The organism is Mesorhizobium sp. CA6 (assembly GCF_020165035.1).
Classification (GTDB): Bacteria; Pseudomonadota; Alphaproteobacteria; order Rhizobiales; family Rhizobiaceae; genus Mesorhizobium.
Genome location: NZ_JAIUHI010000009.1, coordinates 25,949 through 52,091, shown reverse-complemented (window position 1 = coordinate 52,091; position 26,143 = coordinate 25,949). Strand labels below are relative to the sequence as shown.

24 protein-coding genes are annotated in these 26,143 nt (G+C 63.0%); 10 read left to right on the top strand and 14 right to left on the bottom strand.

The features are described 5' to 3' along the window. Positions 1 to 7: 7 nt before the first annotated feature. From LB526_RS15230 to LB526_RS15225, 3 genes are all read right to left on the bottom strand, one after another. Positions 8 to 298, bottom strand: a complete 291-nt coding sequence (locus LB526_RS15230; protein WP_224628223.1) for a Dabb family protein — start codon at positions 296 to 298, stop codon at positions 8 to 10. A 102-nt stretch (positions 299 to 400) separates the two neighbouring features. Then, positions 401 to 529, bottom strand: a complete 129-nt coding sequence (locus tag LB526_RS29625; protein ID WP_263481783.1) for a hypothetical protein — start codon at positions 527 to 529, stop codon at positions 401 to 403. A gap of 206 nt (positions 530 to 735) precedes the next feature. Further along, on the bottom strand, positions 736 to 2,001 hold the full coding sequence (locus LB526_RS15225; protein ID WP_224628222.1) for an NAD(P)/FAD-dependent oxidoreductase: 1,266 nt from the start codon (positions 1,999 to 2,001) through the stop codon (positions 736 to 738). Positions 2,002 to 2,174: 173 nt separating this feature from the next. Between LB526_RS15225 and LB526_RS15220 the strand changes: the two genes are divergently transcribed. Then, positions 2,175 to 2,834: a 5-formyltetrahydrofolate cyclo-ligase gene (locus LB526_RS15220; RefSeq protein WP_224628221.1), complete on the top strand. Its 660-nt coding sequence runs from the start codon at positions 2,175 to 2,177 to the stop codon at positions 2,832 to 2,834. On the opposite strand, the gene LB526_RS15215 is transcribed toward LB526_RS15220, so the two are convergent. Beyond that, positions 2,831 to 3,304 (bottom strand): Lrp/AsnC family transcriptional regulator, encoded by a 474-nt coding sequence (locus LB526_RS15215; RefSeq protein WP_040982960.1) that lies wholly within the window; start codon positions 3,302 to 3,304, stop codon positions 2,831 to 2,833. The two genes, LB526_RS15220 and LB526_RS15215, sit on opposite strands and share 4 nt — an antisense overlap. A gap of 206 nt (positions 3,305 to 3,510) precedes the next feature. Between LB526_RS15215 and ald the strand changes: the two genes are divergently transcribed. Further along, positions 3,511 to 4,626 carry an alanine dehydrogenase gene (ald, locus tag LB526_RS15210; protein WP_224628220.1) on the top strand — a complete coding sequence of 372 codons (1,116 nt, stop codon included), beginning with the start codon at positions 3,511 to 3,513 and terminating at the stop codon, positions 4,624 to 4,626. A 431-nt stretch (positions 4,627 to 5,057) separates the two neighbouring features. Here the strand turns inward: ald and LB526_RS15205 are convergent, their stop codons facing one another. From LB526_RS15205 to LB526_RS15185, 5 genes are all read right to left on the bottom strand, one after another. Next, entirely contained in the window at positions 5,058 to 5,525 is a 468-nt protein-coding gene (locus LB526_RS15205; protein ID WP_140843424.1) for a DUF1203 domain-containing protein, read from the bottom strand. Positions 5,526 to 5,628: 103 nt separating this feature from the next. Next, positions 5,629 to 6,192, bottom strand: a complete 564-nt coding sequence (locus LB526_RS15200) for a GNAT family N-acetyltransferase (RefSeq protein ID WP_224628479.1) — start codon at positions 6,190 to 6,192, stop codon at positions 5,629 to 5,631. Beyond that, complete coding sequence (gene sseA / locus LB526_RS15195; RefSeq protein ID WP_224628219.1) at positions 6,192 to 7,043, bottom strand: 3-mercaptopyruvate sulfurtransferase; 852 nt, start codon at positions 7,041 to 7,043, stop codon at positions 6,192 to 6,194. Before sseA ends, LB526_RS15200 begins: the two co-directional genes overlap by 1 nt. Before the next feature lie 30 nt (positions 7,044 to 7,073). Then, positions 7,074 to 7,817, bottom strand: coding sequence for an alanyl-tRNA editing protein (locus LB526_RS15190; RefSeq protein ID WP_224628478.1), 744 nt, complete (start codon positions 7,815 to 7,817; stop codon positions 7,074 to 7,076). Further along, positions 7,817 to 8,851 carry a cysteine synthase A gene (locus tag LB526_RS15185; protein ID WP_095765481.1) on the bottom strand — a complete coding sequence of 345 codons (1,035 nt, stop codon included), beginning with the start codon at positions 8,849 to 8,851 and terminating at the stop codon, positions 7,817 to 7,819. Before LB526_RS15185 ends, LB526_RS15190 begins: the two co-directional genes overlap by 1 nt. 191 nt (positions 8,852 to 9,042) lie before the next feature. Between LB526_RS15185 and LB526_RS15180 the strand changes: the two genes are divergently transcribed. Together LB526_RS15180 and LB526_RS15175 are read left to right on the top strand one after the other, a co-directional pair. Continuing rightward, positions 9,043 to 9,891 (top strand): SDR family NAD(P)-dependent oxidoreductase, encoded by an 849-nt coding sequence (locus LB526_RS15180; protein ID WP_224628218.1) that lies wholly within the window; start codon positions 9,043 to 9,045, stop codon positions 9,889 to 9,891. A gap of 69 nt (positions 9,892 to 9,960) precedes the next feature. Next, the gene (locus LB526_RS15175; protein ID WP_095765483.1) at positions 9,961 to 10,950 is read left to right on the top strand and encodes an alpha/beta hydrolase; all 990 of its coding nucleotides are present in this window, start codon (positions 9,961 to 9,963) and stop codon (positions 10,948 to 10,950) included. A 186-nt stretch (positions 10,951 to 11,136) separates the two neighbouring features. Here the strand turns inward: LB526_RS15175 and LB526_RS15170 are convergent, their stop codons facing one another. Beyond that, positions 11,137 to 12,576, bottom strand: coding sequence for a DEAD/DEAH box helicase (locus LB526_RS15170; protein WP_224608817.1), 1,440 nt, complete (start codon positions 12,574 to 12,576; stop codon positions 11,137 to 11,139). A 395-nt stretch (positions 12,577 to 12,971) separates the two neighbouring features. Between LB526_RS15170 and LB526_RS15165 the strand changes: the two genes are divergently transcribed. The 3 genes from LB526_RS15165 to waaF are packed head-to-tail and all read left to right on the top strand — an operon-like array spanning position 12,972 to position 16,578. After that, positions 12,972 to 14,504: an acyl-CoA carboxylase subunit beta gene (locus LB526_RS15165; RefSeq protein ID WP_140542881.1), complete on the top strand. Its 1,533-nt coding sequence runs from the start codon at positions 12,972 to 12,974 to the stop codon at positions 14,502 to 14,504. Between the two features lie 52 nt (positions 14,505 to 14,556). Next, complete coding sequence (locus LB526_RS15160; RefSeq protein WP_224628217.1) at positions 14,557 to 15,498, top strand: glycosyltransferase; 942 nt, start codon at positions 14,557 to 14,559, stop codon at positions 15,496 to 15,498. A gap of 60 nt (positions 15,499 to 15,558) precedes the next feature. Next, positions 15,559 to 16,578 carry a lipopolysaccharide heptosyltransferase II gene (waaF, locus tag LB526_RS15155; RefSeq protein ID WP_224628216.1) on the top strand — a complete coding sequence of 340 codons (1,020 nt, stop codon included), beginning with the start codon at positions 15,559 to 15,561 and terminating at the stop codon, positions 16,576 to 16,578. Between the two features lies 1 nt (position 16,579). Here the strand turns inward: waaF and LB526_RS15150 are convergent, their stop codons facing one another. After that, positions 16,580 to 18,580: a hypothetical protein gene (locus LB526_RS15150; RefSeq protein WP_224628215.1), complete on the bottom strand. Its 2,001-nt coding sequence runs from the start codon at positions 18,578 to 18,580 to the stop codon at positions 16,580 to 16,582. Then, entirely contained in the window at positions 18,577 to 20,094 is a 1,518-nt protein-coding gene (locus tag LB526_RS15145; protein WP_224628477.1) for an NAD(P)H-hydrate dehydratase, read from the bottom strand. The genes LB526_RS15150 and LB526_RS15145 overlap by 4 nt, the downstream gene beginning before the upstream one ends. 346 nt (positions 20,095 to 20,440) lie before the next feature. On the opposite strand from LB526_RS15145, the gene LB526_RS15140 reads away from it, so the two are divergent. After that, complete coding sequence (locus LB526_RS15140) at positions 20,441 to 20,779, top strand: P-II family nitrogen regulator (protein WP_018428041.1); 339 nt, start codon at positions 20,441 to 20,443, stop codon at positions 20,777 to 20,779. 50 nt (positions 20,780 to 20,829) lie between these two features. Then, positions 20,830 to 22,239, top strand: a complete 1,410-nt coding sequence (glnA, locus tag LB526_RS15135) for a type I glutamate--ammonia ligase (protein ID WP_095765489.1) — start codon at positions 20,830 to 20,832, stop codon at positions 22,237 to 22,239. Between the two features lie 370 nt (positions 22,240 to 22,609). On the opposite strand, the gene LB526_RS15130 is transcribed toward glnA, so the two are convergent. Continuing rightward, a complete protein-coding gene (locus LB526_RS15130) occupies positions 22,610 to 23,647 on the bottom strand; it encodes a glutamine synthetase beta-grasp domain-containing protein (protein WP_095765491.1) in 1,038 nt (345 codons plus the stop codon). A 310-nt stretch (positions 23,648 to 23,957) separates the two neighbouring features. On the opposite strand from LB526_RS15130, the gene LB526_RS15125 reads away from it, so the two are divergent. Then, positions 23,958 to 24,152, top strand: coding sequence for a DUF2735 domain-containing protein (locus LB526_RS15125; protein WP_224530070.1), 195 nt, complete (start codon positions 23,958 to 23,960; stop codon positions 24,150 to 24,152). 86 nt (positions 24,153 to 24,238) lie between these two features. Here LB526_RS15125 and LB526_RS15120 read toward each other — a convergent pair whose 3' ends face one another. Further along, positions 24,239 to 26,128 (bottom strand): MFS transporter, encoded by a 1,890-nt coding sequence (locus LB526_RS15120; RefSeq protein ID WP_140847586.1) that lies wholly within the window; start codon positions 26,126 to 26,128, stop codon positions 24,239 to 24,241. Positions 26,129 to 26,143 lie beyond the last annotated feature (15 nt).

Here is a 26,143-nt window from a genome sequence, read left to right as displayed (position 1 = left end):
TTGCCGCTCAGGCAGCGGCCACTACATCCGCAGAATAGCGCAGTTCGCGCAGCGGCTTCACCTTGCTGGTCGTATCCGCATAAATCGGATGCGCCTTGTAAGCGGCAAGCGCCGCCTCGTCCTCGAACTCGGCATAGACGACGACATCGATCGCATTGGAGAACTGATCGACCTTGGTATTGAGCGTCACCTCGAAATGCTTCGAGTGCGGAATGTTGCCAAGCGCCAGCAGGCCCGAGCGCACAGTCTCGACATCTTCCTTGCGCCGCACGCTGAAGAAAACGATGTGCCGGATCAAGCCAGCCTCCCTGGTCTTCGCTTCAGCGGCGTTTTTGTGGGAGCAATGCCCAGGCGTCAACCGGCAACGATGTCGCGCCCGCGATGCGAAACCGGCGAGACCTTACCCGGTAACATAGCGCACGATGCGCGACACTTCCCGCACGGTCACATCGAGGTAGTGGCCGCGATTGTAGAGTCCGTCCCAGAACAGGAAGAAGGTGATGGAGGCGATGACGATCACATAACGCATGGCTAAAACTATCCCATGCGGACGGCCGGAACCAGAGGGGGGAGCGACGGCAGTCGTTCCAGTTAACCGCTTTTTGCCTGGCGCTCTCGGCCAACGGCGCCTGCGCAAGAGGGCCTGGCCGCAGAGTGCCACGCTCTTGAGGCGACGGAATGAAACCGCGATCGGCCATCAAGCATCTCCGCTGCCCGCAGGCGGCGGCCTGGGAATCAGCTTTTGTCGTCGTCGCCCTGCGTGATCAGGCGCGCGCTGCGCTGACCCGTAAAATATATCCATAGCCAGCTAAGCGAGACCGCCAGGCGGTTGCGGAAATCGATCAGGAAATAGATGTGCGCTATGCCCCAGAGCCACCAGGCGAGCCAGCCGGTGAGCTTGATCCAGCCGAAATCGATTGCCGCGGCGCGCTTGCCGATCGTCGCCAGATCGCCGTCATGACGGTATTGGAAAGGACGCATCGCCGTGTCGCCGGCGAGCCGCGCCTTGATTGTCGCGGCAACATGCTTGCCCTCCTGCTTGGCAGAGGGCGCCACACCCGGCACTGGCTTTCCATCCGGCCGCAGCACATGCGCGGTGTCGCCGATGACGAAAATGTCGGGACTGCCCGGCACGGTGAGGTCGGGTTCGACGACTACCCTGCCCGCCCGGTCGGCCGGCGCTCCCAGCCATTCGGCCGCCGGCGAAGCGGCAACGCCAGCCGCCCAGATGATCGTCCTTGCCGACAAGCGCGCGTCGCCGAAGACGACACCTTCGGCATCGAGGTGCGTGACCGGACGCCCGAGCTCGACGGTGACGCCCAGCCGTTCCAGCGCCTTGCGGGCATAGTCGGAAAGCTGCGGCGCGAAATTGGCCAGGATCCGGTCGCCGGCTTCGATCAGCACGACGCGCGCCTGGCTTGGATCGATGTGGCGGAACTCGCCGCGCAACGTGTCGTGCGCGAGCTCGACAATGGTACCGGCGAGCTCGACACCGGTCGGCCCGCCGCCGACGATGGCCAGGGTCAGCAGCGCCTGGCGCTTGGCCGGATCGGTTTCGCGCTCGGCCTGCTCGAAAGCGAGCAGGATACGGCGCCGGATCGTCGTGGCATCCTCAAGCGTCTTCAGACCCGGCGCGAACGGCTCCCATTCGTCATGGCCGAAATAGGCGTGGCGCGCGCCGGTGGCGAGCACCAGCGTGTCATAGGGGATCGAGCCGCCGTCCTCGAGCAGCACGCGCTTGCCGGCGCGGTCGACGCCGGTGACATTGCCGAGAAGCGTCGTCACGTCCTTGCGCCTGCGCAGAAGATGGCGGATCGGCCAGGCGACTTCCGAGGTCGCCAGCGACGTCGTCGCCACCTGGTAAAGCAGCGGTTGGAAGAGATGGTGGTTGCGCTTGTCGATCATGGTGATGCGCACCGGAGCTCCCGCCAGCGCGCGCGTGAGTTCGAGGCCGCCGAAGCCGGCGCCGACGACAACGACTTTATGCTCGGTTTCGCTCATTTCATTCCACCTCGCCAAAGTGCAATCCTGCCGATGATGTAAGTATTTTTGTGCACTGCAACAATATTGCGCATGGCAACGGTCATGCCCGGGAGTCGTCGTGCGGCGTCGTGAATGCACATGCGGTCGCACAGGTGCGAGTATAGCGTGAAACAAAACGACAGGAGCCAAGCATGGCTGACAAACACGACGACGAAGGCCCGGCCCAATACGCCTCACCGCCCTGTTTCATGCACGAACTCGACCCGGAATACCGGGAGCCGCTCTCCGACTGGACGGATGTTCGGCGATGGCGCAAGGCCGAGCGTGAGCGGCTCATCACCGGGCGCCTCGCCGTTTCAGCCGATGCGCGCGCCGCGATGTCGGCACGCATCGCGGAAGGCCTCGACGCGTTGATCGGCGACATAGCCGGCCGGATGGTCAGCCTCTACTGGCCGTTTCGCGGCGAGCCGGATCTGCGTGGCTGGATGACCTCGATCAACGAGCGCGGTGGGCGCACCGCGCTGCCCGTCGTCATCGAGAAGGGACAGCCGCTGGTGTTTCGCGCCTACAAACAGGGCGACCGGCTGGAAAAGGGCGTGTGGAACATTCCGATCCCGGCCGAGGGCGACCCGGTGCTGCCCGACATCGTGATCTCGCCGATCGTCGGCATCGATCCGGGTAACTATCGGCTGGGTTATGGCGGCGGCTTTTACGATCGCACGCTTGCCGCAATGCCGTTCAGGCCGCTGGTGATCGGCGTCGGCTACGAATTGCAGCGCATCCCGACCATCTACCCGCAGCCGCACGATATCCCAATGACTACTGTGGTGACCGAAGCCGCAGCGGTTTAAGCCATCTCAGGCCGCAGCCCGACCGCGGTGCGATCGACGATCTCGCGCAGCGCGAAGGACGAGTTGATCTTGGTGACGTGCGGCATGGCTGACAGCCATTCCTTGTGGATGCGCTCATAGTCGACGAGATCCTTCGCCGCGATGCGCAGGATGTAGTCGTATTCGCCCGACATCAGATGGCAGGAGAGCACGTTCGGGCAGCGCTTGATTGCCGCCTCGAAATCCGACAGCGTTTTTTCGAATTGCCCCGACAGCGATATGTGCACGATCGCCGTCATCTGGTGGCCGAGCGCGGAATTGGACAGCCGCGCGTGATACCCGCGGATGGTTCCGGACTTCTCCAGATTGTCGAGCCTGCGTGAACAGGCTGATTGGGAAAGGCCGACCTTCTCCGCGAGCGCTGCATTGGGGATCCGGCCATCCTTCTGCAAAGTCTCCAGAATGGCGATATCAATCCTGTCGAGCCGCATTTTTCGTGGTTCCTGCGAATTTCAAGTCATTTTGCGCAACGATTATCGAAGAGCGACCATTACCGCAAGTGCATTCGCAAACACATACGGAACGATTCGTGGTTGACTGCGGTTACTGCGTGTCCACCCTCCGCATTTTCGACCCGGTGACATGCACGAGCGACAGTGAGAGCGCCCCCTGAAGGGCGCGGACAGGGAGAAGAAAAATGCGTGTCGGCTGCCCCAAGGAAATCAAGAACCATGAATATCGCGTCGGCCTGACGCCGGGCTCGGTCCGCGAATATGTCGCGCATGGCCATGAAGTGCTGGTCGAGACCGGTGCTGGCGCCGGCATCGGCGCCGACGACAACGCCTATCGCGCCGCCGGCGCCACTATCGCCAAGACGGCCGCCGACGTGTTCGCCAAGTCCGACATGATCGTTAAGGTCAAGGAACCGCAGCCAAACGAATGGGTGCAGCTGCGCGACGGCCAAATCCTCTACACCTATCTTCATCTGGCTCCGGATCCGGAGCAGACCAAGGGTCTTCTTGGCTCGGGCGTCACCGCGATCGCCTATGAGACCGTGACCGACGACCGCGGCGGCCTGCCGCTGCTCGCGCCGATGTCGGAAGTCGCCGGCCGCCTGTCGATCCAGGCCGGCGCGACTGCGCTGCAGAAGGCCAATGGCGGCCGCGGCGTGCTGCTCGGCGGTGTGCCCGGCGTGCTGCCCGGCAAGGTCACCGTGCTCGGCGGCGGCGTCGTCGGCCTGCATGCGGCCAAGATGGCGGCCGGCCTCGGCGCCGACGTCACCATTATCGACCGTTCGATCCCGCGCCTGCGCCAGCTCGACGACATTTTTGGCGGTCGCGTCCACACACGCTACTCGACCGTCGAAGCGCTGGAGGAAGAATGCTTCTCGGCCGACATCGTCATCGGCGCCGTGCTGATCCCGGGCGCCGCGGCGCCCAAGCTCGTCACCCGCGAAATGCTTTCCGGCATGAAGAAGGGCTCGGTGCTGGTCGACGTCGCGATCGACCAGGGCGGTTGCTTCGAGACCTCGCATGCCACGACACACGCCGATCCGACCTATGAGGTCGACGGCGTGATTCACTATTGCGTCGCAAACATGCCTGGCGCCGTGCCGGTCACTTCGGCGCACGCGCTCAACAACGCGACGCTGCACTATGGCCTGCAGCTCGCTGACAAGGGCCTCAAGGCGCTGGTCGACGACCACCATTTGCGCAACGGCCTCAATGTTCATAAGGGCAAGATCACCAACCGCGCCGTCGCTGAGGCGCTCGGCTACGAAATGGTCGAACCGAAGGCGGTCCTTGCCGCCTGATAATTCGCAACGATTTCCTTCAGTCGCCCGCCGGGTCATTCCGGCGGGCTTTTTCTTGCGCGGAAACTGCGCTTCCGTCGAAAAATCCGGTCAACAAAAAAGCGGAGCAAAAAGCCCCGCTTCCTCGACTGTCGCGATCTGCCGCCGGTCCATCCGCGGTCGACACATCGCAACCGCTGCGTTTTAGCGCAGTAGTACGACGATAATACGACGGTCTTGAAAATGCGCTTCTTTTCGTTCTTCCGCCATTATGCGGCCTTGTGTGAAATGCTTCACATTCGCTCGACGAGAAAGCTGCCTAGAGACGGACCGTTACTGGCGGTCTGAGCTGCTTGCCGGGTCGGGCAAGTCCGACCCGGACGGCACTGGCCCGACAGCTTCTGTCAGACCCTCCAACGGCCCGCCCGACCATCGGCGGGCTTCTTTTTTGGTCATGCCCGCTCGATGCGGCATTGATAGCAATTGTTGCGGGCCGAGCGGACATGGATGTAGGCGATGTCGTCGCGCCCAAACAGCGTCCGCGCGCGGGCGGCAATCTCGCTGGTCGGCGTGACGGCGCCGCTGCCATAAACGATGCGATCGTCCCTGCCGTAACCCCTGACGATATAGTCGCTGCTTTCGAGCATCTCCGGCAGCGCATCCCCTTCGGCTGCGCGCTCGCATTCCTCCGCATGCAGGAAGATTGGGCCGGTTTCGGCATAGGGCTGCAGTTCCGGAAACGGGCGGTAGGCAACGATCAGATAGCCGTCACCCTCGGCGACATTCCTGAGGCAATGTCTGCAAGGCACGCCGTCGCCGTCGGAGATGCGGTGCTCCGGGGTGCGGCCGTAGGCATCGGGCCCTCCCCGCTGCAAGGCGCGCACGGCTTCGGTCGGCAAGGCTTTGAACTGGATGCTCATGGCAGATCTCCGGTGTCGATCTCCGGAAGCTATGCCTTGGCGATAGTGCCTCCCACCCGATTCCTGACTGGCGGAGCCGTTTCTCACTAGTCCTGGAATTGCTCTAGTCTCGCATGACGCTGGCCGAGCGCTCGGCGAAGGTCAGCGGATGCACGACCTCTTTCTTCTGCGCCACCGGGGTGAAGCCGAGCTTCTGGTAGAGCGGCAGAGCCGCCGGATGGTCGAGGGTACAGGTCTGCACGGTGACGCGCCTTGGCCCATGCGCCCAGGCGGCCGAGATCGCGGCGCCGAGGAACCAGCGACCGATGCCCTGACCATGCGCATGCTCCATCATGCCGAAATAGGCGAGCTCCACCTCGTCAGGCAGATGCGGCTTCAGGTCGAAGAAGCCGGCGGGAGCGCCGTCGAGATAGAGCACGCGGATGTCGCGGTCCTCGCGGTGCAAGCCGGCGGCAAGCTCCTCGTCGCTCAGCCTCAGCACGTTGACCCAATGCCATTTGCGCCCGACGCGATCCATCAGATAGCGGTAGAAATGGAGCGGGATATCTTTCGTCTTCAGCAGCGCGATCTGGCGATTGTAGGGGATCGGCGGTGAAACCGCCGGCGCCGCATGCATCTCCAGGAAAGTGACCGTGACATCGATATCTTGCAGCGCGCCGTTTTCCATCATTCTTTCCCCGTCACCACCGGTGTGTCGCTGAGACTGCCCCACTCAGCCCAGGATCCATCGTAAAGCCGGTTGTCGGTGTGGCCGAGCGTCTCGAGCGCCAGCGTGATCGCCGCCGCCGTGATGCCCGAGCCGCAGGACGTCACGACCGGTTTCGACAGGTCGATGCCGGCATCCTCGATCACCTTGCGCAGACGGTCCTTGGGCAGCAGCTCGCCATTCTCGGCTAGCGCCGTGACCGGAACATTACGCGCACCCGGCATATGGCCCGAACGGACGCCCGGACGCGGCTCCGGATCGGTTCCGGCAAAGCGGCCGGCCGAGCGCGCGTCGGCGATCTGGCTCTCATGGCTGCCGACGATCCTGCGCATCTCGTCGAGGCCGACAACACGTCCGGCATCGAAATCGGCATAAAAGACACTCGGCGCGATTTTTGTCGGCTCGGCCGTCACAGGTCGCCCCTCGGCCTTCCAGCGATCGATGCCGCCGTTCAGGATGTAGACCTGGAACACGCCCATGACGCGGAACATCCACCAGGCGCGCGGTGCCGAGAACAGGCCGGGCCCGTCATAGACGACGATGGTGTCGTCAGCCGAAACGCCCATGGCGCCGACATATTGGGCGAAGTGCTGCGGCGATGCCAATGTGTGCGGCAGTTTCGAATCCGGATCGGAAACTGCGTCCTGGTCGAGGAAGCGCGCTCCGGGAATGTGGGCGGCATCGTATTCGGCGCGGGCGTCGCGCTTTTGCGCCAGCAGGTACCAGGAGGCGTCGATGATGGTGAGACCCGGCTCGCCAAGTCGCTTTTCCAGCCAATCGGCGTCGACGATGAAGGGACTGTCCTGCGCCATTTTATTCTCCTGCCCCGCCCAGCTTTAACGTCAGTTCGCCGGCATCGGTCCGAATCGGATGCGGAAGCGCCGGTTCTCGCGGCCTTTCTTCTCGATTTTGCCGATATGAATCTCGCCAACCTCGCCGGTCGACCTCACATGCGTTCCGCCGCATGGCTGGCTGTCGATCGAGCCGTCGTCGCCGATGCAGACCAGGCGGATCTTGCCGGTGCCGACCGGTGGGCGGACGTTCTTCGATTTGACCAGGCCGGGATTGGCGGCGAGTTCCTCGTCGGTGATCAGCCGGGTGAAGATCGGATGATCGGCGCGCACCAGCTCCATCAGCCTCGCCGTCACATCCTCCTTGGTGAAGCCGGCGTCGGGAATGTCGAAGTCGACGCGGCTGTCGTCCTCTGCGACCGCTGCCCCGGTGATTGGGAAAGGGCAAACGACAGTCAGCAGGTGACAGGCGGAGTGCATGCGCATCAGGAGGTGCCGCCGCTCCCAGTCGATCAGGAGTTTCAGCTTTTCGCCGACCGCGGGCAGCGCCTGCTCCGGCGCCGGCACATGGACGATCTCGTCCTTGGTCTCGCCGGTGATGGTGGCAGCGATCGCGATGCGGTCGCCATCGGCGCGCTCAAATATCCCGGTGTCGCCCGGCTGCCCACCGGACGTTGCATAAAAGACTGTCCGATCGAGAAGGATGCCGCCACGATCGTTGATCGCGACGACCTCGGCCTCCGCCGTCTTCTGATAGGCGTCGTCGCGAAACCGCGCCTCGGTTTTGTACGCCATCATGCCACCTTTTCGAACGGCACTGAAATATCGGCTTTTTCTTCCATCCAGCCCGGCACCGGAAGGTTCTTGCCGCGCAGGAACTCCGGATTGAAGAGCTTGGCCTGGTAGCGCGTGCCGTAGTCGGCCAGGATCGTCACGATGGTGTGGCCGGGTCCGAGCTCGCGCGCCAGCCGGACGGCGCCGGCGATGTTGATGCCGGTCGAGCCGCCGACGCAGAGCCCCTCTTCCTGGATCAGGTCGAAAATGATGGGCAACGCTTCCTCGTCCGGGATCTGGTAGGAGAAATCCGGCGTGAAGTCTTCCAGATTGGCGGTGATGCGGCCCTGGCCGATACCTTCGGTGATCGAGCTGCCATCGGATTTCAGCTCACCGCTGGTGTAGAAACTGTAGAGGGCGGCACCCAGCGGGTCGGCGAGCGCGATCTTGACGTCCTTGCTCTTGCCCTTGAGCCCGAGCGCGACACCCGCAAGCGTGCCGCCGGAGCCGACGGCCGAGACGAAGCCATCGATCTTGCCGCCGGTCTGGGCCCATATCTCCTGGGCAGTCGTGCGGACATGGCCGTCGCGGTTGGCGACATTGTCGAACTGGTTGGCCCAGATCGCGCCGTTCGGCTCCGAGCGCGCCAGTTGCTCGGCAAGGCGGCCGGACAGTTTTATGTAATTGTTGGCGTTTTTGTAGGGCACCGCCGGCACTTCGATCAGCTCCGCGCCCAGGATCTTGATCGTGTCCTTCTTTTCCTGGCTCTGCGTGTCGGGGATGACGATGACGGTGCGGTAGCCAAGCGCCTTGGCGACCAACGTCAACCCGATGCCGGTGTTGCCGGCAGTACCTTCGACGATCAGCCCCCCGGGCTTGAGCAGGCCGCGCTGCTCGGCATCGCGGATGATGAACAGGCCCGCCCGATCCTTTACTGATTGCCCCGGATTCATGAACTCGGCCTTGCCGAGGATCTCACAGCCGGTCGCTTCCGAAGCCTTGTTGAGCCGGATCAGGGGCGTGTTGCCGATCGCTTCGATCACAGAACGGGGCATGCGGGATTCCTTTATGTGTGCGGCGAGACCCTAAAAACCGGACGCCCCGGTTTCAAGGTAAGATTTTGTCTGGTCCAGTCGCATTCTGGACGCTGCAATGCTTGCGATCATTTCAACGCCAAGCGCAAAAGCGCTCTTTTCATTCGATTTCTTCGCCGCTACAGCAAGCCCGAACATTCGCAGGACATCGCATGACACTCTACCGGGCCAATCCGAAGGACGGTGTCGCTTGGATCACGGGCGGCAGCAGCGGGCTTGGCCGCGCGTTGGCCAAGGATCTTGCCAATCAAGGCTATGCCGTCGCGGTGACCTCTCTGCCCGAAGATCCGGCCGACACGCTGGTCGTCGAAACGGCGCAAATGTCCGGACATGTGAAATCCTTTCCCTGCGACGTCACCGACGAGCAGGGCATGGCGCGTACGGCCGCCGCAATCGAGGAGCAGATGGGCCCCATCGTGCTTGCCGTCTTCAACGCCGGCAACTACATCGCCACCCCCGGCGAGAATCTGGTTGTGCGCGATTTCCACCGCTCCTTCGCCGTGAACTATTTCGGCATCGTCAACGGCGTGGTGCCTATCGTCGAGCATATGCGCGTGCGCGGGCGCGGCCATATCGTTCTGGTGGGATCGGTCACCGCTTATTCCGGCTGGCCGACCACGGCGGCCTATGGCGGCACCAAGGCCGCGATCAACATCCTGGCGGAGTCACTGAAATACGACTTCGACAAGATGAACATCCGCATCCAGGTCATCAATCCGGGATTCATCGACACGCCGCTGACGGAAAAGAACAGGCTGCCGATGCCGGGCCTCATGCCTGTGCATCGCGCGTCGCGCCGCATGGCTCGCGGCATCCGGAAGGGCGGCTTCGAAGTCACCTTCCCGTACCACATAAGCTTGCCGTTGAAGGTGCTCGGCCTGCTGCCGCGGCCGATCGGCCGCTTCGTCATCGGGCTCACCACCCACTGGTGGGGACGGCCATTGCATTTCGATCGCAGGCTGCCCGGCGACAAGAACCCATCCCGCGACAAGGCGGCATAAACCGGCGAAACGGCGATTGCCTGCCGGCGGGTACGGCCATAGGTTGAGAATCATTGCTTGGAGACTGTAATGGGGCGGCGGATCGTGCTGACGGTGCTTGGCCTTGCAGTCGTCCTGATAGCCGTTTTCTTCCTCGGTCCACGCGTGCCGGTCGACACCACAATCCGGTTCAATCCGTCGGCGATCGGCGACGATCCGCAGGCCTATCTGGCGCGCGAAGAGGCTGCCGTGCCCAACATCCGCGACGGCCTCGACAAGGAGATCATCTGGGCGAACCCGATGGTCCATGCCAAGACGCCCTTGGCCATCGTCTATATCCATGGCTTTTCCGCCTCGAAGGGCGAGGTCCGCCCCTTGCCGGACGACATTGCGAATGAATTGGAGGCCAACCTCTTCTACACGCGCCTGACCGGCCACGGCCAGGACGGCGGGGCTATGGCGCAAGGCAGCGTCAATGCCTGGATCAACGACTATGAGGAAGCTTTGGCCATCGGCCGTGCCATCGGTGACAAGGTGATCGTCATCGGGACCTCGACCGGCGGCTCGCTCGCAGCATGGGCTGCAACCCGGCCGGATGCATCGGACGGTGTCGCTGCTATCGCATTCATATCGCCGAATTTCGGCGTCAAGGCCTCCGGCGCCGAGGTTCTCACACTGCCCTGGGGCCGGCAGATCGCCGAGCTTGTCGGCGGCAAGGAGCGCAGTTTCCCTGCCCGCAACGCGCTGCACGAGAAATTCTGGACCACCAAATATCCCATGAGATCGGTGCTGCCGATGGCGGCGCTCACCAATCTCGCCTATGAGGCGCCGGTCGAGAAGGCGAAAATCCCTGCCCTGTTCATCTTCTCGGATTCCGACAAGGTGGTGCGGCCCGACCGGACGCGCGAGATAGCTGGGCGCTGGGGTGCGCCGCATGAGCTGGTGCCGGTCGACGACACCGGCGATCCGGACAATCACGTCATCGCCGGCGATGTGCTGTCGCCGCAGACCACAGCCTTCCTCACCCAGCGTATCGTGGTGTGGGTGAAGGCGTTGATGCAGCAGCAATCAGGCCAGTGAAATCAGGCCAGTGAAATGGAAAACGGCCGAAGCATCGCTCCGGCCGTTCCTGTTCGCGTGGTTCTGCTAGAGCATAATGCCGAAAAGTGTGGAGCGGTTTTCGGACGACATCATGCTCTATGTCTTTGATTTAGAGCCGGATTCAGATTTCAGCTCGACTCGACCTGAAATCATCCGGCTCTAGGCTCAGGCGGCCCGGTTCGCCGGACGCTTGCCGCCAAAGCGGCGCTTGTTGTTGCCCTTGAAGCGCTTGAAGCCGTCGGGCTTGCTCGAGCCATTCGGCTTGGCCGCGGCCGGGCGTTCGCCCTGCGGCTTCGGAGCGCGCTCGCCATGAGGCTTGCCGCCGAAACGCTTGTTGTCGCCACCGTTGCCCGGGCGGCGGCCATCGCGACGGGCGCCGTGATGCTCGCGGTCATTGGCCGGTTCGAAATGACGCTCGGTCTTTTCCCTGGGGTCGCGCTGCGGATCCGGGCTGCCGAGATGGTCGGCGACGACCGGCAGCTTCATGCGGATGATGCGCTCGACCTGCCGCAGCTTGGCGTTTTCCGAAGGATCGCACAGCGTGATCGCAATACCGTCCCTGCCGTTGCGGCCGGTGCGGCCGATACGATGGACATAGCTCTCCGCTTCGTCAGGCAAGTCGAAATTCACGACATGGCTGATGCCGGGCACGTCGATGCCGCGCGCCGCGATATCGGTCGCGACCAGGATGCGCACCGAGCCGTCGCGGAAATCGTTGAGCGCCTTCTGGCGCGCGTTCTGCGACTTGTTGCCGTGGATAACGGCCGCCTCGAAACCGTCACGGGCAAGGTCCTTGGTGACGCGGTCGGCACCATGCTTGGTGCGCGAGAACACGATCACCGAACGCATCGCCTCGTCGGCCAGCATCTTGGACAACACCTGGCGTTTCTGCTTGGTGCGGGCGAGCACCAAGCTCTGCACGATCTCGACCGCAGCGGTGCTTTGCGGCGAGACTTCGATACGGACGGGGTTCTTCAGCAGGCCCTTGGCAAGCTCCGCGATTTCATCGGGCATGGTGGCCGAGAACAGTGCCGTCTGGCGGTCCGGCGCAGTCGCCTTGGCGATACGCTTGACGTCGTTGATGAAGCCCATGTCGAGCATGCGGTCGCCCTCGTCGAGCACCAGCCATTTGGTGTCGGCAAGGATGAGGTCGCCCTCACGCACCAGGTCGGTCAGGCGGCCGGGCGTGGCGATCAGAATGTCGACGCCGGGCGCAACCTTCTTCACTTGGCTGAAGCGCGAGACGCCGCCCAGCACCAGCGCGGTCGAGACATGCGCGCCCTTGGCGAGGATCTTGATGGTGTCCTCGATCTGCACGGCTAGCTCGCGCGTCGGCGCCAGGATGAGCGCCCGCGTCGTCTTCGGCCGGCGCTTGGTGCCGAGGCCGATGATCTTCGAGAGAATCGGCAGCGCGAAGGCCGCCGTCTTGCCCGAACCGGTCTGGGCGATACCGAAAATGTCGCGCCCCTCGAGCTGCGGCGGGATTGCCTGCATCTGGATCGGCTTCGGATCGGTGAAGCCGGCGGCATGGGTCGCCTTGAGCAGCGCGCCGGAAATCCCAAGTGCTGCGAAACCGTTCAGTTCCGCTGTGTTTTCGTTGGTCAAAATAATCTTCTTTCACGCGGCCTTGTGGCCGCAAACATCTATGGCGGCAGGGCGCAACCTGCCGTCGGATAAATTGTCATGGAACGACAAGGCGGCGGACGGCTCCGTCCGCGCGGCTGCGCTGTCGTGCCCGCAAGCATCATGCCTCGGGGCTTTTTCGCCAGCTTGCCGATCGACCAGGGCCGATTTGCCGGAAAGAGGGAAAACAGACGCAACCAGTCTCATTCGTCGAGAAGGCCGGATGATTCCCGGCCCAAGCGCCTATGCCGCTGCATATGGCTGAGTTCGTCCCGAAATGCAAGGGGCGTCATGTTGCAACGCAGCAAAACAGGGACGCTTGCGCTCCCCTGCCGGCGCGATTACCACAAATTACCTATTGGTTTTGAGGACTAGCGATGAAGGACGTGCTGAAGGAACTCGAGCGTCGCCGCGAGATTGCCCGCATGGGCGGCGGCAAGGACCGCATCGAGGCGCAGCACAAGAAGGGCAAGCTCACCGCGCGCGAGCGTATCGAGATATTCCTCGACGAGGGCTCGTTCGAGGAGTTCGACATGTATGTCGAGCATCGTTCGACCGATTTCGGCATGGAGAAGACCAAGATCGCCGGCGATGGCGTCGTCACCGGCTGGGGCACCGTCAATGGGCGTCCAGTCTATATCTTCGCCAAGGATTTCACCGTGTTCGGCGGCTCGCTGTCGGAAGCGCATGCCGAGAAGGTCATCAAAGTCCAGGAGATGGCTCTGCGCAACCGCGCGCCGATCATCGGCCTCTACGATGCCGGCGGCGCACGCATCCAGGAAGGCGTTGCGGCGCTTGGCGGCTATGCCGAGATATTCCAGCGCAACGTGCTGGCATCCGGCGTCATTCCGCAGATTTCGTTGATCATGGGTCCCTGCGCCGGCGGCGACGTCTACTCGCCCGCCATGACCGATTTCATCTTCATGGTGCGCGATACTTCCTACATGTTCGTCACCGGACCGGACGTGGTGAAGACCGTGACCAACGAGACGGTGACCGCGGAAAGCCTCGGCGGCGCAAGCGTGCACACCACCAAATCCTCCATCGCCGATGGCGCCTATGACAATGACGTCGAGGCGCTGCTGCAGATGCGCCGGCTGGTCGATCTTCTGCCGGCGTCGAACACAGCCGAGATTCCCGAGATCGAGTGCTACCAGTCGGTGACGGACCACGACCTGTCGCTCGACCGGCTGATCCCCGACAATGCCAACAAGCCCTACGACATCAAGGAACTGATCCTGAAGGTCGCGGACGAAGGTGATTTCTTCGAGATCCAGCAGAGTTTCGCCAAGAACATCGTCACCGGCTTCGGCCGCGTCGAGGGCCGCACGGTCGGTTTCGTCGCCAACCAGCCGATGGTGCTGGCCGGCGTGCTCGATTCCGACGCCAGCCGCAAGGCGGCGCGCTTCGTGCGCTTCTGCGATTGTTTTTCGATCCCGATCGTCACCTTCGTCGACGTGCCAGGCTTCCTGCCGGGCACCGCGCAGGAATATGGCGGGCTAATCAAGCATGGCGCCAAACTGCTCTTCGCCTATGCCGAGGCGACCGTGCCGAAGATCACCGTCATCACCCGCAAGGCTTATGGCGGCGCCTATGACGTGATGGCTTCGAAGCATCTGCGCGGCGACATGAACTATGCCTGGCCGACGGCGCAGATCGCGGTGATGGGCGCCAGGGGCGCGGTCGAGATCATCTATCGCAAGGACATCGGCGATCCGGAGAAAATCGCCGCTCATACAAAGACTTACGAGGACCGCTTCCTGTCGCCCTTCGTCGCCGCCGAACGCGGCTATGTCGACGAGGTGATCATGCCCCACTCGACCCGGCGCCGCGTCGCGCGGGCATTGCGCATGCTGCGCAACAAGGACATGCAGAACCCCTGGAAGAAGCACGACAACATTCCTTTGTGAAAGACCTCCCGCCAGCCGAAGGGACAATCGCTAAAATGAGCGCGGAGACGAAATGCGAATAACACTTGCGGCCCAGGGCCTTATTCCGTGCAAAGGCTATGGCGGCATCCAGCGGCAGGTCGAATGGCTGACTACGGAAATGGTCAAGATGGGGCATCAGGTGACATTGATCGCCGGCCCGGGATCGTCGCATCCGATGTGCGAGGTCCGCCACGCGGTGACCAATGACGAGTGCCGCGCGGCTGTTCCCAAGGATACCGACATCGTCCATCTCCATGCCTGGAAGGTCGAAGTTCCCTTCCCAACGCTCAATACCGAGCGCGGCCATCTGCCGGATTACCCCAGGCCGCAGCCGAACTGGAGCTTCATCAGCGCCCGCCATGCCGAGCTGCATGGGCGCAAGACCTTCGTCTACAATGGCTTTCCGGTGGATGCCTATCGCCTGGCAGCGACGAAGAACGACCATCTATTCTTCATGGCGGCCATCGCGCGGGCCGGAAAGGGCCTCAATCGGGCGGTGGACCTGGCGAAAAAGTACGATTTCAAGCTCGATATCGCCGGCGGCTCGCGCTGGAAGCTGCTTGGCCGCAGCAAGACGCGACGCGAGGGCGTGTTCTTCAAGAGCCTGTCGCCGCGCTTCCGCTATCACGGCATGGTCGACGGCGAACCGAAGGTGCGATTGCTGGGCGAGACCAAGGCCTTTCTGAATCCGATTTCCTGGGAGGAGCCTTTCGGCAACGCGCCGGTCGAATCCATGCTGTGCGGCACGCCGGTCTTGACCACGGCACGCGGCGCGCTGCCCGAAACCGTCGATGCCGATACCGGCCGTTTCTTCGACACGGATGAGGAGTTCGCGCGCGGTTTCGGTGAAATCGACGGTTTGTCGGCGCAAAGATGCCGCGAATCCGCGGCAGACCGGTTCCCGATCCAAAAGGCCGCAAAAGCCTATATCGAGCTCTACCACCGTATTCTTGATGGCGAAGCGCTTCCATGAGACATCACGCAGGTGTTTCTTAGCAGCGCTGACCGTTCCGGACCGAAAGAGTATCGCGCATTGCGCCCCATCCTGATCTTCTGCCTGCCGGCGATCGGTGATTTCATCCGCTGCCACTCGGCCATCCGGATCATCGCCGAGAGATTCCCGGGGCAGCCGATCGACATCATCACTTCAAGGGTCGCCGCGCCGCTGGCGCGGCTGATGCCGCATGTTCGCAAGGCCTGGATAGCCGAGAAGCACTGGAAGCCAGGGCTGAAAGAGCGGGCTGGTCTGGCACGCGAAATCCGCCGGGAGAATTACCAGGCGGCCTATATGCTCACCAGCAGCACCAAGGCTTGCCTAGTGCCATGGCTGGCCGGAATACCGGAGCGCATCGGCTATCCGCGCGAGTTCCAGTTCGGCATCGTCAATCGACTCCCCGCCGGTTGGCTGAAATCGATGCTTGCATTCGGCCCGCGCAAGACGCGGGTGGCAGACCAGGTTTGTGCAATCGCGCGTCTCGGCAAAAGGCCTGCCGAGGACGGACCATTGCCGGCTCCGCAGCTGGTTGTTTCCGCCGAAGAGCTTGCCGGTTGGCGTCGGCGCAACGGGATCGACCCTGCGAAGCCGGCGATTGCCCTCTACACGTCGGACTTTGCCAACAAACGCTCATGGCCGATGGAGCGCTTCGTCTCGATCGCGCGCGACCATGTTGCCCGCGGCTGGTCGGTTTGGCTGATCGGCGGGCCGCGCGAGCGGCAGGCTGCGGCGGAAATCAGGGCTTGTTTGCCCGAGGCGCTGGATTTTACCTCGACGCCCGATATAGCAGAAGCCATGTGCCAGATCGCGGCCTCGACCATTTTTCTCGGAGTCGACGGCGGCATCTCCCACGCTGCTGGGGCGCTGGGCGGCCCTTGTGTGCTCATATACGGTTTGAACCGAGCCTATATGCACGGTCCGGTGAACGAACAGGTGATTTTTCTCGAGCCGCCGATTTCGACGCCAGGCTGGGTGGAGAACACGCGCGCGGTATCCGAGGACAGGGTTCGCGAGGCGCTTGCGGCAGCGATCCGAAAAAACGCGCCGCAATTCACCTGACCTATTCCTCCGCTGCCGCCCCGAAACCCGCGCCCATGCTCGCGGGCGCCGAGGCCGCCCAAGGCGTGGCATGGTTGTCGATGCGCATCTGGAAGATGAAATAGGTCGGCGAGCAGAAGCCGATGCCCTTGACCCTGGCGGCGCCCGGCGTGTCCGGCGGCAGCGACTGGCACATATAATCCTCGCGGCAGAAATGGTCAGCCGAGCAGGCTGGGCGGTTGCCGCGGTTGACCGAGCCGCCGAGACACTGGTCGAAATTGTTGGTGGCCACGCAGGTGTCGAACTTCTTGCCGCCGACCAAGCCGCAGATCTCGCTCGGCATCGGCTTGCCGGGCTTGAAAGCGGAGAAGGCGCGATCCTTGTCATCGCAAGCGCGATACGCGAAGCCTCCCGGAACACCGATCTTCGGCGGCCGGCAGGTATAGGCAGTGCGCGAGATCGCCGGCGCGAAGGCAGCGAATTGGCCGGTGATCTTGTAGCGATCGTTGAACGGCTGCGTCACGTTGCTGGCGATCGAGCCGGTGAGGCAAGGATGGCCCGAAAACATCGCGGGACTGTCTTTCGGCAGCAGGCATTGCGCCAGTTTGGTTCTCACCCCCGAAGCGGTGGCGATCGGCGTGCAGACCGTGCCGGCGCCGCATTGCCAGGTGCCGCCGAAGCGGCTTGCGTCATCTGGCATCAGGCATGGCATTGCCGTTTCGGCCGGCGCATAGGCGGGCTCGCCCGCATCCTTCCAGACGGCGGGCGGTGCGAAGGAGAGCGGACGAAAACGATTGGGCTCCCTGGCTTCAGCCGTCGCCTTGAGCCACGCCTCGCGGCGCGCAATCTCGGCATGGAGATGCGGCGAGATGCCGACTTCGATACGGTTGAGCGGCGAGGTCGTGGCGTCGTCGAGACCGATGAAATGGAAGCCGGCGGTCGAGCCCGCCTGATGGCAACCCTGGCAGGCGCCGTTGTCGAGCCGCTCGATCAAAGCGTCCGGCGTGCGCGCCAAGGTAAACTTCGAATAGTCGAGCCCGGCGAACTCCTTTGGGTCGAACAGCGGCGTGAACGGATGATTGGCTTGCCTTGCGCTGCCGAAGGTCGACCAGGAGATGACTTTTCGGGCGAGGAATTCATCCGGGATTTCATAGACGCCGAGATCGACCGCAGCGGCATTGGCGCGGACATAGTCGGCAAGCCGCGCTTTCAATGCCGCATCCTGCGCAAGCCTGGCCGTGTCCGGTGTATTTTCCAGCGGCTTCTCGCCGACCCTCGAACCATCGATGCTGAAGATGCGCATCAGGTAAGCGGCCTGCCCGCCGAACTCGGTTTCCTGGCCCGAAGGAAAGCGCACCACCTGCGCGTTGAGCTCGAGCTGCTTCAAGGACAGCGAGGTCTTGTCGAGCGGCCCGCCGGTTAACCAGCCGGCATCGACCGTTTCGTCGAGCTGCGGCGTCCAGCGGCCAGCAGCGCCCACACAGCCGCCGTCGGCATCTTGAGCGACGCGGTATATGGCGCTGAAGTTGAACGGCAGGCGCGAGGCCAGTTGCTTGCCGTTCTTCTTGAAGCTGTAGGCCAGGCGATAAACGAACCGCACCTCGCCGCAGTTCGTCTCGTTGCCAAGCGTTGCGAAATCGCGTCGGTCGAGCCGGTTGACGACGCCGACAAGGCGGAAGCGCGCGGCGTTCGTCTTCAGCCAGCGCATGTCGATGATGCGGCCGACATTGCCGTCGGTCACTTCGTAGAGAGTACGGCCGCCGGCCTTCATCTCGGTGCGCAACGCGGCGACATCGCCGGCCACTGTGTCGACGATGGCGTGATAGGCTGGTGCCTCATCATAGAGGGATTTCAGATCGTCGCTGCCGTCGACGCCGAAGAGGTCGGCGAAGCCATATCCCCCGACATCTAGTGCGGCGAGCACGCGTGGGTCGTCGATGATGGCAACCGGATGATCGGTGGCGCGCGCCGGCTGGGCAATGAAAGCGGCCAGGACGGCAACAAGCAGCCCCAGCCGCTTCATAGGACAGCGCTCTGCGCCAGTTCGCGAAGAACCGGCACCATTGCCAGAGGCAGGTCTTCCGCAATCAAACCCGGCCCAAAGCGGCTGCCGGCTTCGGCATGGATCCACACCGCGGCGCAAGCCGCTTCGAAGGCCGGCATGCCTTGCGCCAGGAGCCCGGCAATGATGCCCGCCAGCACGTCGCCCGACCCGGCGGTGGCGAGCCATGGCGCGCCATTGCTGTTGATCGCGGCGCGGCCCTCCGGCGAGGCGATCACGCTGTCGGCGCCCTTGTAGACGATCACGGCGTTGGCGCGCTGCGCGGCTTCGCGTGCCTTGGCCAGCTTCGACAAGGCCTTGTTGCCGGCAATGTCGGCAAACAACCTGCCGAACTCACCCTCATGCGGCGTCATGATCAACGCCGGCGCGCCCGGTCTGGCGGCCGCCTCGAACAGCGTCGAGGCCGCATTGCGGAAAGAGGTGATGCCGTCGGCGTCGAGCACGAGGCCCTCAACGCCGCCGTCCTGCCGGTTTTTGGCGAGCACGGCGAGCGCGAAATCGCGCGCCTTGTCACCGATGCCGAAGCCGGGGCCGAGAACGAAGGCGGACGGCCGGCGATCGCCGATAAGATCATGCACATCCTCGATCGCGTCGACCTTGCGCAGCATGATCGAGGTCAGATGCGCAGCGTTGACCTGCATGGCGTTGGCGGGCGAGAGCACGGTGACGGCCCCTGCTCCGCTTCTGGCGGCCGCAAGCGCCGACAGGCGCGCCGCGCCCGTCGCGGATGGTCCGCCCGAAAAGACGCTGGTATGGCCGCGCTTGTATTTGTGCGTGTCGAGGGCGGGCGCGGGAAAGCTTGCGATCCAGAGCCCGGGGCGGTTCTCAAAGGCCCGCGGCGCGACCTCGTCGATGATCTCGTCACGAATGCCGATGTCGGCCAACACGATCTCGCCGCATCGCTCGCGGCCAGGCAGCAGCAGATGCCCAGGCTTCTTTCGTGCGAAGGTCACCGTGAGAGCCGCGCCAAATGCCGAACCGAGGACTTCGCCGCTTTCGCCTGAAACGCCCGAAGGCAGGTCGATCGCGACAACCGGCAGGTTCATGCCCGTCGCGGTGTCGATCGCGCCTTTGGCGTCGCCGGCGAGAGGCTTCGACAGGCCCGCACCATAGATGGCGTCGACAACCAGCGATCCAGCTTCCGCGGTGAAGGCTGAAAGCGGGTGCCGCTCCAGAGTGCAATCAGCCGCCGCGAGCGCGGCGTCGCTGCCTGCCTTCGGTTCGCCCAATGTCCATAGGGCCACATCGACGCCGGCCTCGGCCAGCAGCCGCGCCACGACGTAGCCGTCGCCGCCATTGTTGCCGGGGCCACACAGCACGTGCACCTTCTTCGCGCCAGGATAGCGCGCCAGCACGACGGCCGCGACCGCCTCGCCGGCGCGTAGCATCAAGCGATAGCCGTCGAGCGGTCCGGCCGCGATTGTCAGCCTGTCGGCCTCGGCCATTTCGGCCGGCGATAGAAGTTCATTGCGCATGGGATTGCCGATCTCCATGCGATCAAGCATTGTCCAGTTTTCGGTTCGAAGCAAACCAGTGACCGCGCATTGTCTTGCAAATGCGGTCGCATCCGGGAGGGGTTCAGCCTGCAAATTGCGCTGTCTGCCCATTTTTTGCGCAGACGCGAGGAGGAGCGATGTATACGGTTTGGGCGTCCATGACGCATCCGATGCAGCCGATGACGCGAATTTGCATCCGGACGCGGCATGGGCGCGAAAACGCCCCTCACCGTCTGCGCTCCTCAGGATTGGCACGCTTCGTGCTTGATGAAGGCGCAAGCGGGGCACACAACCCGTCTTCTTGGCAGTGGAGGCCACTTTTTACATGAAAAAGATCGAAGCGATCATCAAGCCATTTAAGCTGGACGAAGTGAAGGAAGCGCTTCAGGAGGCCGGACTGCAAGGCATCACCGTCACCGAAGCCAAGGGTTTCGGCCGTCAGAAGGGCCATACCGAGCTCTATCGCGGCGCCGAATATGTCGTCGATTTCCTGCCCAAGGTGAAGATCGAGGTGGTGCTTGGCGACGAGGCTGTCGAAGGCGCCATCGAGGCCATCCGCAAGGCGGCGCAGACCGGCCGCATCGGCGATGGAAAAATCTTCGTCTCCAACATAGAGGAAGTCGTGCGAATCCGCACGGGCGAGACCGGCATCGACGCCATCTGACCAAAACCTACAATCCATTTCCGGACGTCATCACACAGGGAAGAAATGACATGACGACAGCCAAAGACATCATGAAGCAGATCAAGGACAACGACGTGAAATTCGTCGACCTGCGCTTCACCGATCCGCGGGGCAAGCTGCAACATGTGACGATGGATGTCGTCGAGGTGGAGGAAGACATGTTCGCCGACGGCGTCATGTTCGACGGCTCCTCGATCGCCGGCTGGAAGGCGATCAATGAGTCCGACATGGTGCTGATGCCGGACACGGATACCGTCCATATGGATCCGTTCTTCGCCCAGTCGACCATGGTCATCCTGTGCGACATCCTCGATCCGATTTCGGGCGAGGCTTACAACCGCGATCCGCGCGGCACCGCCAAGAAGGCCGAGGCCTACATGAAGGCGGAAGGCATCGGCGACACCATCTATGTCGGTCCCGAGGCCGAGTTCTTCGTGTTCGACGACGTCAAGTACAAGGCCGATCCCTACAACACCGGCTTCCGTCTCGACTCGACCGAACTGCCCTCCAACGACGACACCGACTACGAGACCGGCAATCTCGGCCACCGTCCGCGCATCAAGGGCGGCTATTTCCCGGTGCCGCCGATCGATTCCTGCCAGGACATGCGTTCCGAGATGCTGACCGTGCTCGCCGAAATGGGCGTGCGCGTCGAAAAGCACCATCACGAGGTCGCCGCCGCGCAGCACGAGCTCGGCATCAAGTTCGACACGCTGGTGCGCAACGCCGACAAGATGCTGATCTACAAGTATGTCGTGCACCAGGTCGCCAACGCTTACGGCAAGACAGCCACCTTCATGCCGAAGCCAGTGTTCGGCGACAACGGCTCGGGCATGCACGTCCACCAGTCGATCTGGAAGGGCGGCAAGCCGACCTTCGCCGGCAACGAATATGCCGGCCTGTCGGAGAGCTGCCTCTATTACATCGGCGGCATCATCAAGCACGCCAAGGCGATCAACGCCTTCACCAACCCGCTGACCAACTCCTACAAGCGTCTGGTGCCGGGCTATGAGGCGCCGGTGCTGCTCGCCTATTCGGCGCGCAACCGCTCGGCTTCCTGCCGCATTCCGTTCGGCAACTCGCCGAAGTCGAAGCGCGTCGAGGTCCGCTTCCCCGATCCGGGCGCGAACCCCTATCTCGGTTTCGCCGCCATGCTGATGGCCGGCCTCGATGGCATCAAGAACAAGATCCACCCCGGACAGCCAATGGACAAGGATCTCTACGACCTGCCGCCGAAGGAGCTGAAGAAGATCCCGACCGTCTGCGGCTCGCTGCGCGAAGCCCTGCAGAACCTCGACAAGGACCGCGGCTTCCTGAAAGCCGGCGGCGTCTTCGACGACGATCAGATCGACAGCTATATCGAGCTCAAGATGGCCGAGGTCATGCGCTTCGAAATGACCCCGCACCCGGTTGAGTACGACATGTACTATTCGGTCTAAGCTTCTGATCGGATAGAAAATTCCGCCCTTGGAAGGCACTCCCTTCCAAGGGCTTTTCATTTCTGAAGACGGGCTTTCGAGCCGGCGCGGCGCGTGCCGGTCGGGCTCGCGCACCGGCCCGCCGGCTGCTCGCATTTCTCCGGCGACATCTTCATCCCCCTGGTCAACCACGACGGGAACCGCACGCCCGCCCTGCCCCACGCCAAGATGTGGCGGCGCTCAAATTGCGTGCGTGATTGCCGCCTGACCGTGGCGGCAGACTGGCCTGTATTGCCGGCTCATCCCATGCAAAAAGCCCCAGCGGGTTTCCGCTGGGGCTTTTCTAGCGTGCTCATCGCGCCAGGGGCCTGCGCCCTGGCAAGCGAGGAGATCAGGCGGCGGCCGAAACGGCGGCCGTCGAAACCTGCGAGATCGTCTTCAGCACCTGCGAGGCGATCTGGTAGGGGTCGCCCTGCGAGTTCGGGCGACGGTCTTCCAGGTAGCCCTTGTAGTCGTTCTTGACGAAGGAGTGCGGCACGCGGATCGAAGCGCCGCGGTCGGCGACGCCGTAGGAGAACTTGTTCCACGGCGCGGTTTCGTGCTTGCCGGTCAGGCGCTTGTCGTTGTCCGGGCCGTAGACCGCGATATGATCCATCAGGTTCTTGTCGAACTGCGCCATCAGAGCCTCGAAATAGGCCTTGCCGCCGACTTCACGCATGTACTTGGTCGAGAAGTTGCAGTGCATGCCCGAGCCGTTCCAGTCGGTGTCGCCGAGCGGCTTGCAGTGGAACTCGATGTCGATGCCGTATTTTTCGGTCAGACGCAGCAGCAGATAGCGCGCCATCCAGATCTGGTCAGCGGCCTTCTTGGAGCCCTTGCCGAAAATCTGGAATTCCCACTGGCCCTTGGCCACTTCGGCGTTGATGCCTTCATGGTTGATGCCGGCGGCGAGGCAAAGGTCGAGATGCTCCTCGACGATCTGGCGGGCGACATCGCCAACGTTCTTGTAGCCGACGCCGGTGTAATACGGGCCCTGCGGGGCCGGATAGCCGCTCTCGGGGAAGCCAAGCGGACGGCCGTCCTTGTAGAAGAAATATTCCTGCTCGAAGCCGAACCAGGCATCCTCGTCGTCGAGGATGGTCGCGCGGCTGTTGGATTCATGCGGGGTGACGCCATCGGGCATCATGACTTCGCACATGACCAGAATGCCGTTGGTGCGGGCCGGGTCTGGATAAAGCGCGACCGGCTTCAGCACGCAATCGGAGCTGCGGCCCTCGGCCTGGTTCGTGGAGGAACCGTCGAAGCCCCATAGCGGCAGCTGCTCGAGCGTCGGGAACTCGGCGAATTCCTTGATCTGGGTCTTGCCGCGCAGATTGGGGACCGGTGTGTAGCCGTCCAGCCAGATATACTCGAGCTTGTATTTGGTCATTCTAGAGCCTCTCGTTGCTTGATCACCGCCAAATGGTGGCGACGCTCGGCCGGCTCGAGCCGGCCTGCCGACGGTCAAAAAGCAATTCGTATGCCACTCGGCCTTCGCGGGGTGCGGCAAAATGGTCATGGCAACGCGTTGATTTTGTTGAGCCGTCTCAGCAATGCGATTGGATCGTTCAGGTGCCGTTTTTGCTTACAAAATATGCATTTGCTGATCTTTTTGTAAGCATATTGCCTAAAGGAGTCGCAGGGCATATTTTGGTGGGAAGGTGAATCGGTACGCTCCTGAAAAGGCGAGGAGATCGGCAATGCAAGTCACGCCATCGCGGCCGTCGGCAAAAGTCCTGCTGTTCCCGCTCGCAGCACGCAAGTCTGCCTCAAATTTAGGCGCCAAGGCCAAATTCGCGGCAGAACTTGCGGCACTTCGCGGCGAGCACGCCGACTTCGACGGCTGGTACCACGAAGCGGCGATCGAGGAAGAGAACCAGCAGCGCAGGAGCTGAGCTGTCCGCTTTCTTCCAATTGGGCATGAAAAAAGCCCGGCGTGATCGCTCACGCCGGGCCTTCTGTTTGAGCGGGATGACCGAGGTCATTCCTTGGCGTGGAGGTCTGTGCCGAGCGTATCCCTGACGAAGATCATGCCGATGATAAGCGACATTGCCGCGATGATAACCGGGTACCAGAGACCGTAGTAGATATCGCCCTTGTAGGCGCTGAGCGCGAACACCGTTGCCGGCAGCAGACCGCCGAACCAGCCATTGCCAATGTGGTAGGGCAGCGACATGCCGGTGTAGCGAATGCGGGTCGGGAACATCTCGACCAGGATGGCCGCGATCGGCCCATAGACCATGGTCACGAACAGCACCAGGATGAACAGGATGCCGATCGTGAGCGGCCAGTTGATGGCTGCCGGATCGGCAGTCATGGCGAACGGACCGCCGCCCGGGATATTGTAGACGGTGACTTCGGGCGCACCCGCCGCCTCCTCCTTGGTCAGCAGCTTGTCGGCGATCGCCTTGTCGGCCGGAACCGTCGCCTTTTCGCCGCCGCGGATGGCCGCAGCATCGAGCTTGAGTTCGGGATTGGCCGCGATGAAGGCGTCGAGCTTCTGGTCCGGAACCTTGGCCGCGGCGCGCTTCAGCGGATAGCCGCCGTCCCGCAGCGCCATGTTCACCGCTTTCTGGAAGGCCGCCTCCTTGGCCTTGGCCTGATCGCCAGCGGCAACGGCATCATAGGACGCCACCGTCTCGTTGCCGATCTTGACCGTGGCAGCCGTGCCGGGCGCTGCCGTCGCAACGACGTCGTAAGGCACCGAGTTCTTGGTCAGGAACGACGTCGCGATATCACAGGATGTCGTGAACTTCGCCGTGCCGACAGGATTGAACTGGAACTTGCAGTCGCCGGGCGCCGCCGTCACCGTCGCGCGGGTGTTCTGCTGCGCGGTGGCCAGAGCCGGATTGGCGGCCCAGGTCAGAGCCTTGAACAGCGGGAAGGTGCAGACGATGCCCAACGCAAGGCCTGCCATGATGATGGGCTTACGGCCGATCTTGTCCGACAGCCAGCCGAACACGACGAAGAAGATCGAGCCGACGGCCAGCGCGATAGCGATCATGACGTTGACCGACCATGCGTCGACCTTCAGCACGTTCTGCAGGAAGAACAGGGCGTAGAACTGCCCGTTGTACCAGATCACGGCCTGGCCGGCGGTAAGGCCGAGCAGCGCCAGAAGGGCGATCTTGGCGTTCTTCCACTGACCGAAAGCTTCCGTTAACGGCGCCTTGGAGCCCTTACCTTCCTCCTTCATGCGCTGGAAGGTCGGCGACTCCGAAAGCGACAGCCGGATCCAGATCGAGATGGCGAGCAGCAGGAACGAGACGATGAAGGGGATGCGCCAACCCCAACTGGCGTAGGTCTCCTTGCTGAGCGAGCCCTGGACGATCAGGATGACGATCAGCGACAGGAACAGGCCGAGCGTCGCCGTGGTCTGGATCCAGGACGTGTAGTAGCCGCGTCGGTCGTCCGGCGCGTGTTCGGCGACATAGGTCGCGGCACCGCCATACTCGCCGCCAAGCGCAAGGCCCTGCAGCATGCGCAGCCCGATCAGGATCACGGGCGCCGCGATGCCCCAACTGGCATAGCCGGGCAGCAGGCCCACCAGGAAGGTGGACAGGCCCATGATCGTCATAGTGACGAGGAAGGTGTATTTGCGGCCGACGAGATCGCCGATGCGGCCAAACACGAGCGCGCCGAACGGACGCACAAGGAAGCCGGCGGCAAAGGCCAGCAGCGCGAAGATGTTGCGCGTCGCTTCGGGAATCGCCGGGCTGAAGAAGGTCGAGCCGATGAAGGCGGCCAGCGAGCCGTAGAGATAGAAATCATACCACTCGAAAACGGTACCGAGCGAGGAGGCGAAGATGACCTTCTTCTCCTCCCGCGTCATGCCGCGGCTGGTTCCGCCGGCGGTCGAAGCCATTGCCATTGATATATCCTCCCG

Coding starts and splice junctions, on each gene's coding strand:
- LB526_RS15165 (WP_140542881.1), top strand. CDS start 12,972: ATGAAGGACGTGCTGAAGGAACTCGAGCGTCGCCGCGAGATTGCCCGC.
- LB526_RS15190 (WP_224628478.1), bottom strand. CDS start 7,817: ATGGCGTACAAAACCGAGGCGCGGTTTCGCGACGACGCCTATCAGAAG.
- LB526_RS29625 (WP_263481783.1), bottom strand. CDS start 529: ATGCGTTATGTGATCGTCATCGCCTCCATCACCTTCTTCCTGTTCTGG.
- LB526_RS15130 (WP_095765491.1), bottom strand. CDS start 23,647: ATGACCAAATACAAGCTCGAGTATATCTGGCTGGACGGCTACACACCG.
- LB526_RS15175 (WP_095765483.1), top strand. CDS start 9,961: ATGGGGCGGCGGATCGTGCTGACGGTGCTTGGCCTTGCAGTCGTCCTG.
- LB526_RS15125 (WP_224530070.1), top strand. CDS start 23,958: ATGCAAGTCACGCCATCGCGGCCGTCGGCAAAAGTCCTGCTGTTCCCG.
- LB526_RS15160 (WP_224628217.1), top strand. CDS start 14,557: ATGCGAATAACACTTGCGGCCCAGGGCCTTATTCCGTGCAAAGGCTAT.
- LB526_RS15140 (WP_018428041.1), top strand. CDS start 20,441: ATGAAAAAGATCGAAGCGATCATCAAGCCATTTAAGCTGGACGAAGTG.
- LB526_RS15145 (WP_224628477.1), bottom strand. CDS start 20,094: ATGCGCAATGAACTTCTATCGCCGGCCGAAATGGCCGAGGCCGACAGG.
- ald (WP_224628220.1), top strand. CDS start 3,511: ATGCGTGTCGGCTGCCCCAAGGAAATCAAGAACCATGAATATCGCGTC.
- LB526_RS15225 (WP_224628222.1), bottom strand. CDS start 2,001: ATGAGCGAAACCGAGCATAAAGTCGTTGTCGTCGGCGCCGGCTTCGGC.
- sseA (WP_224628219.1), bottom strand. CDS start 7,043: ATGGCGCAGGACAGTCCCTTCATCGTCGACGCCGATTGGCTGGAAAAG.
- LB526_RS15150 (WP_224628215.1), bottom strand. CDS start 18,580: ATGAAGCGGCTGGGGCTGCTTGTTGCCGTCCTGGCCGCTTTCATTGCC.
- LB526_RS15185 (WP_095765481.1), bottom strand. CDS start 8,851: ATGCCCCGTTCTGTGATCGAAGCGATCGGCAACACGCCCCTGATCCGG.
- LB526_RS15215 (WP_040982960.1), bottom strand. CDS start 3,304: ATGCGGCTCGACAGGATTGATATCGCCATTCTGGAGACTTTGCAGAAG.
- LB526_RS15205 (WP_140843424.1), bottom strand. CDS start 5,525: ATGAGCATCCAGTTCAAAGCCTTGCCGACCGAAGCCGTGCGCGCCTTG.
- LB526_RS15120 (WP_140847586.1), bottom strand. CDS start 26,128: ATGGCAATGGCTTCGACCGCCGGCGGAACCAGCCGCGGCATGACGCGG.
- LB526_RS15180 (WP_224628218.1), top strand. CDS start 9,043: ATGACACTCTACCGGGCCAATCCGAAGGACGGTGTCGCTTGGATCACG.
- LB526_RS15220 (WP_224628221.1), top strand. CDS start 2,175: ATGGCTGACAAACACGACGACGAAGGCCCGGCCCAATACGCCTCACCG.
- LB526_RS15200 (WP_224628479.1), bottom strand. CDS start 6,192: ATGGAAAACGGCGCGCTGCAAGATATCGATGTCACGGTCACTTTCCTG.
- glnA (WP_095765489.1), top strand. CDS start 20,830: ATGACGACAGCCAAAGACATCATGAAGCAGATCAAGGACAACGACGTG.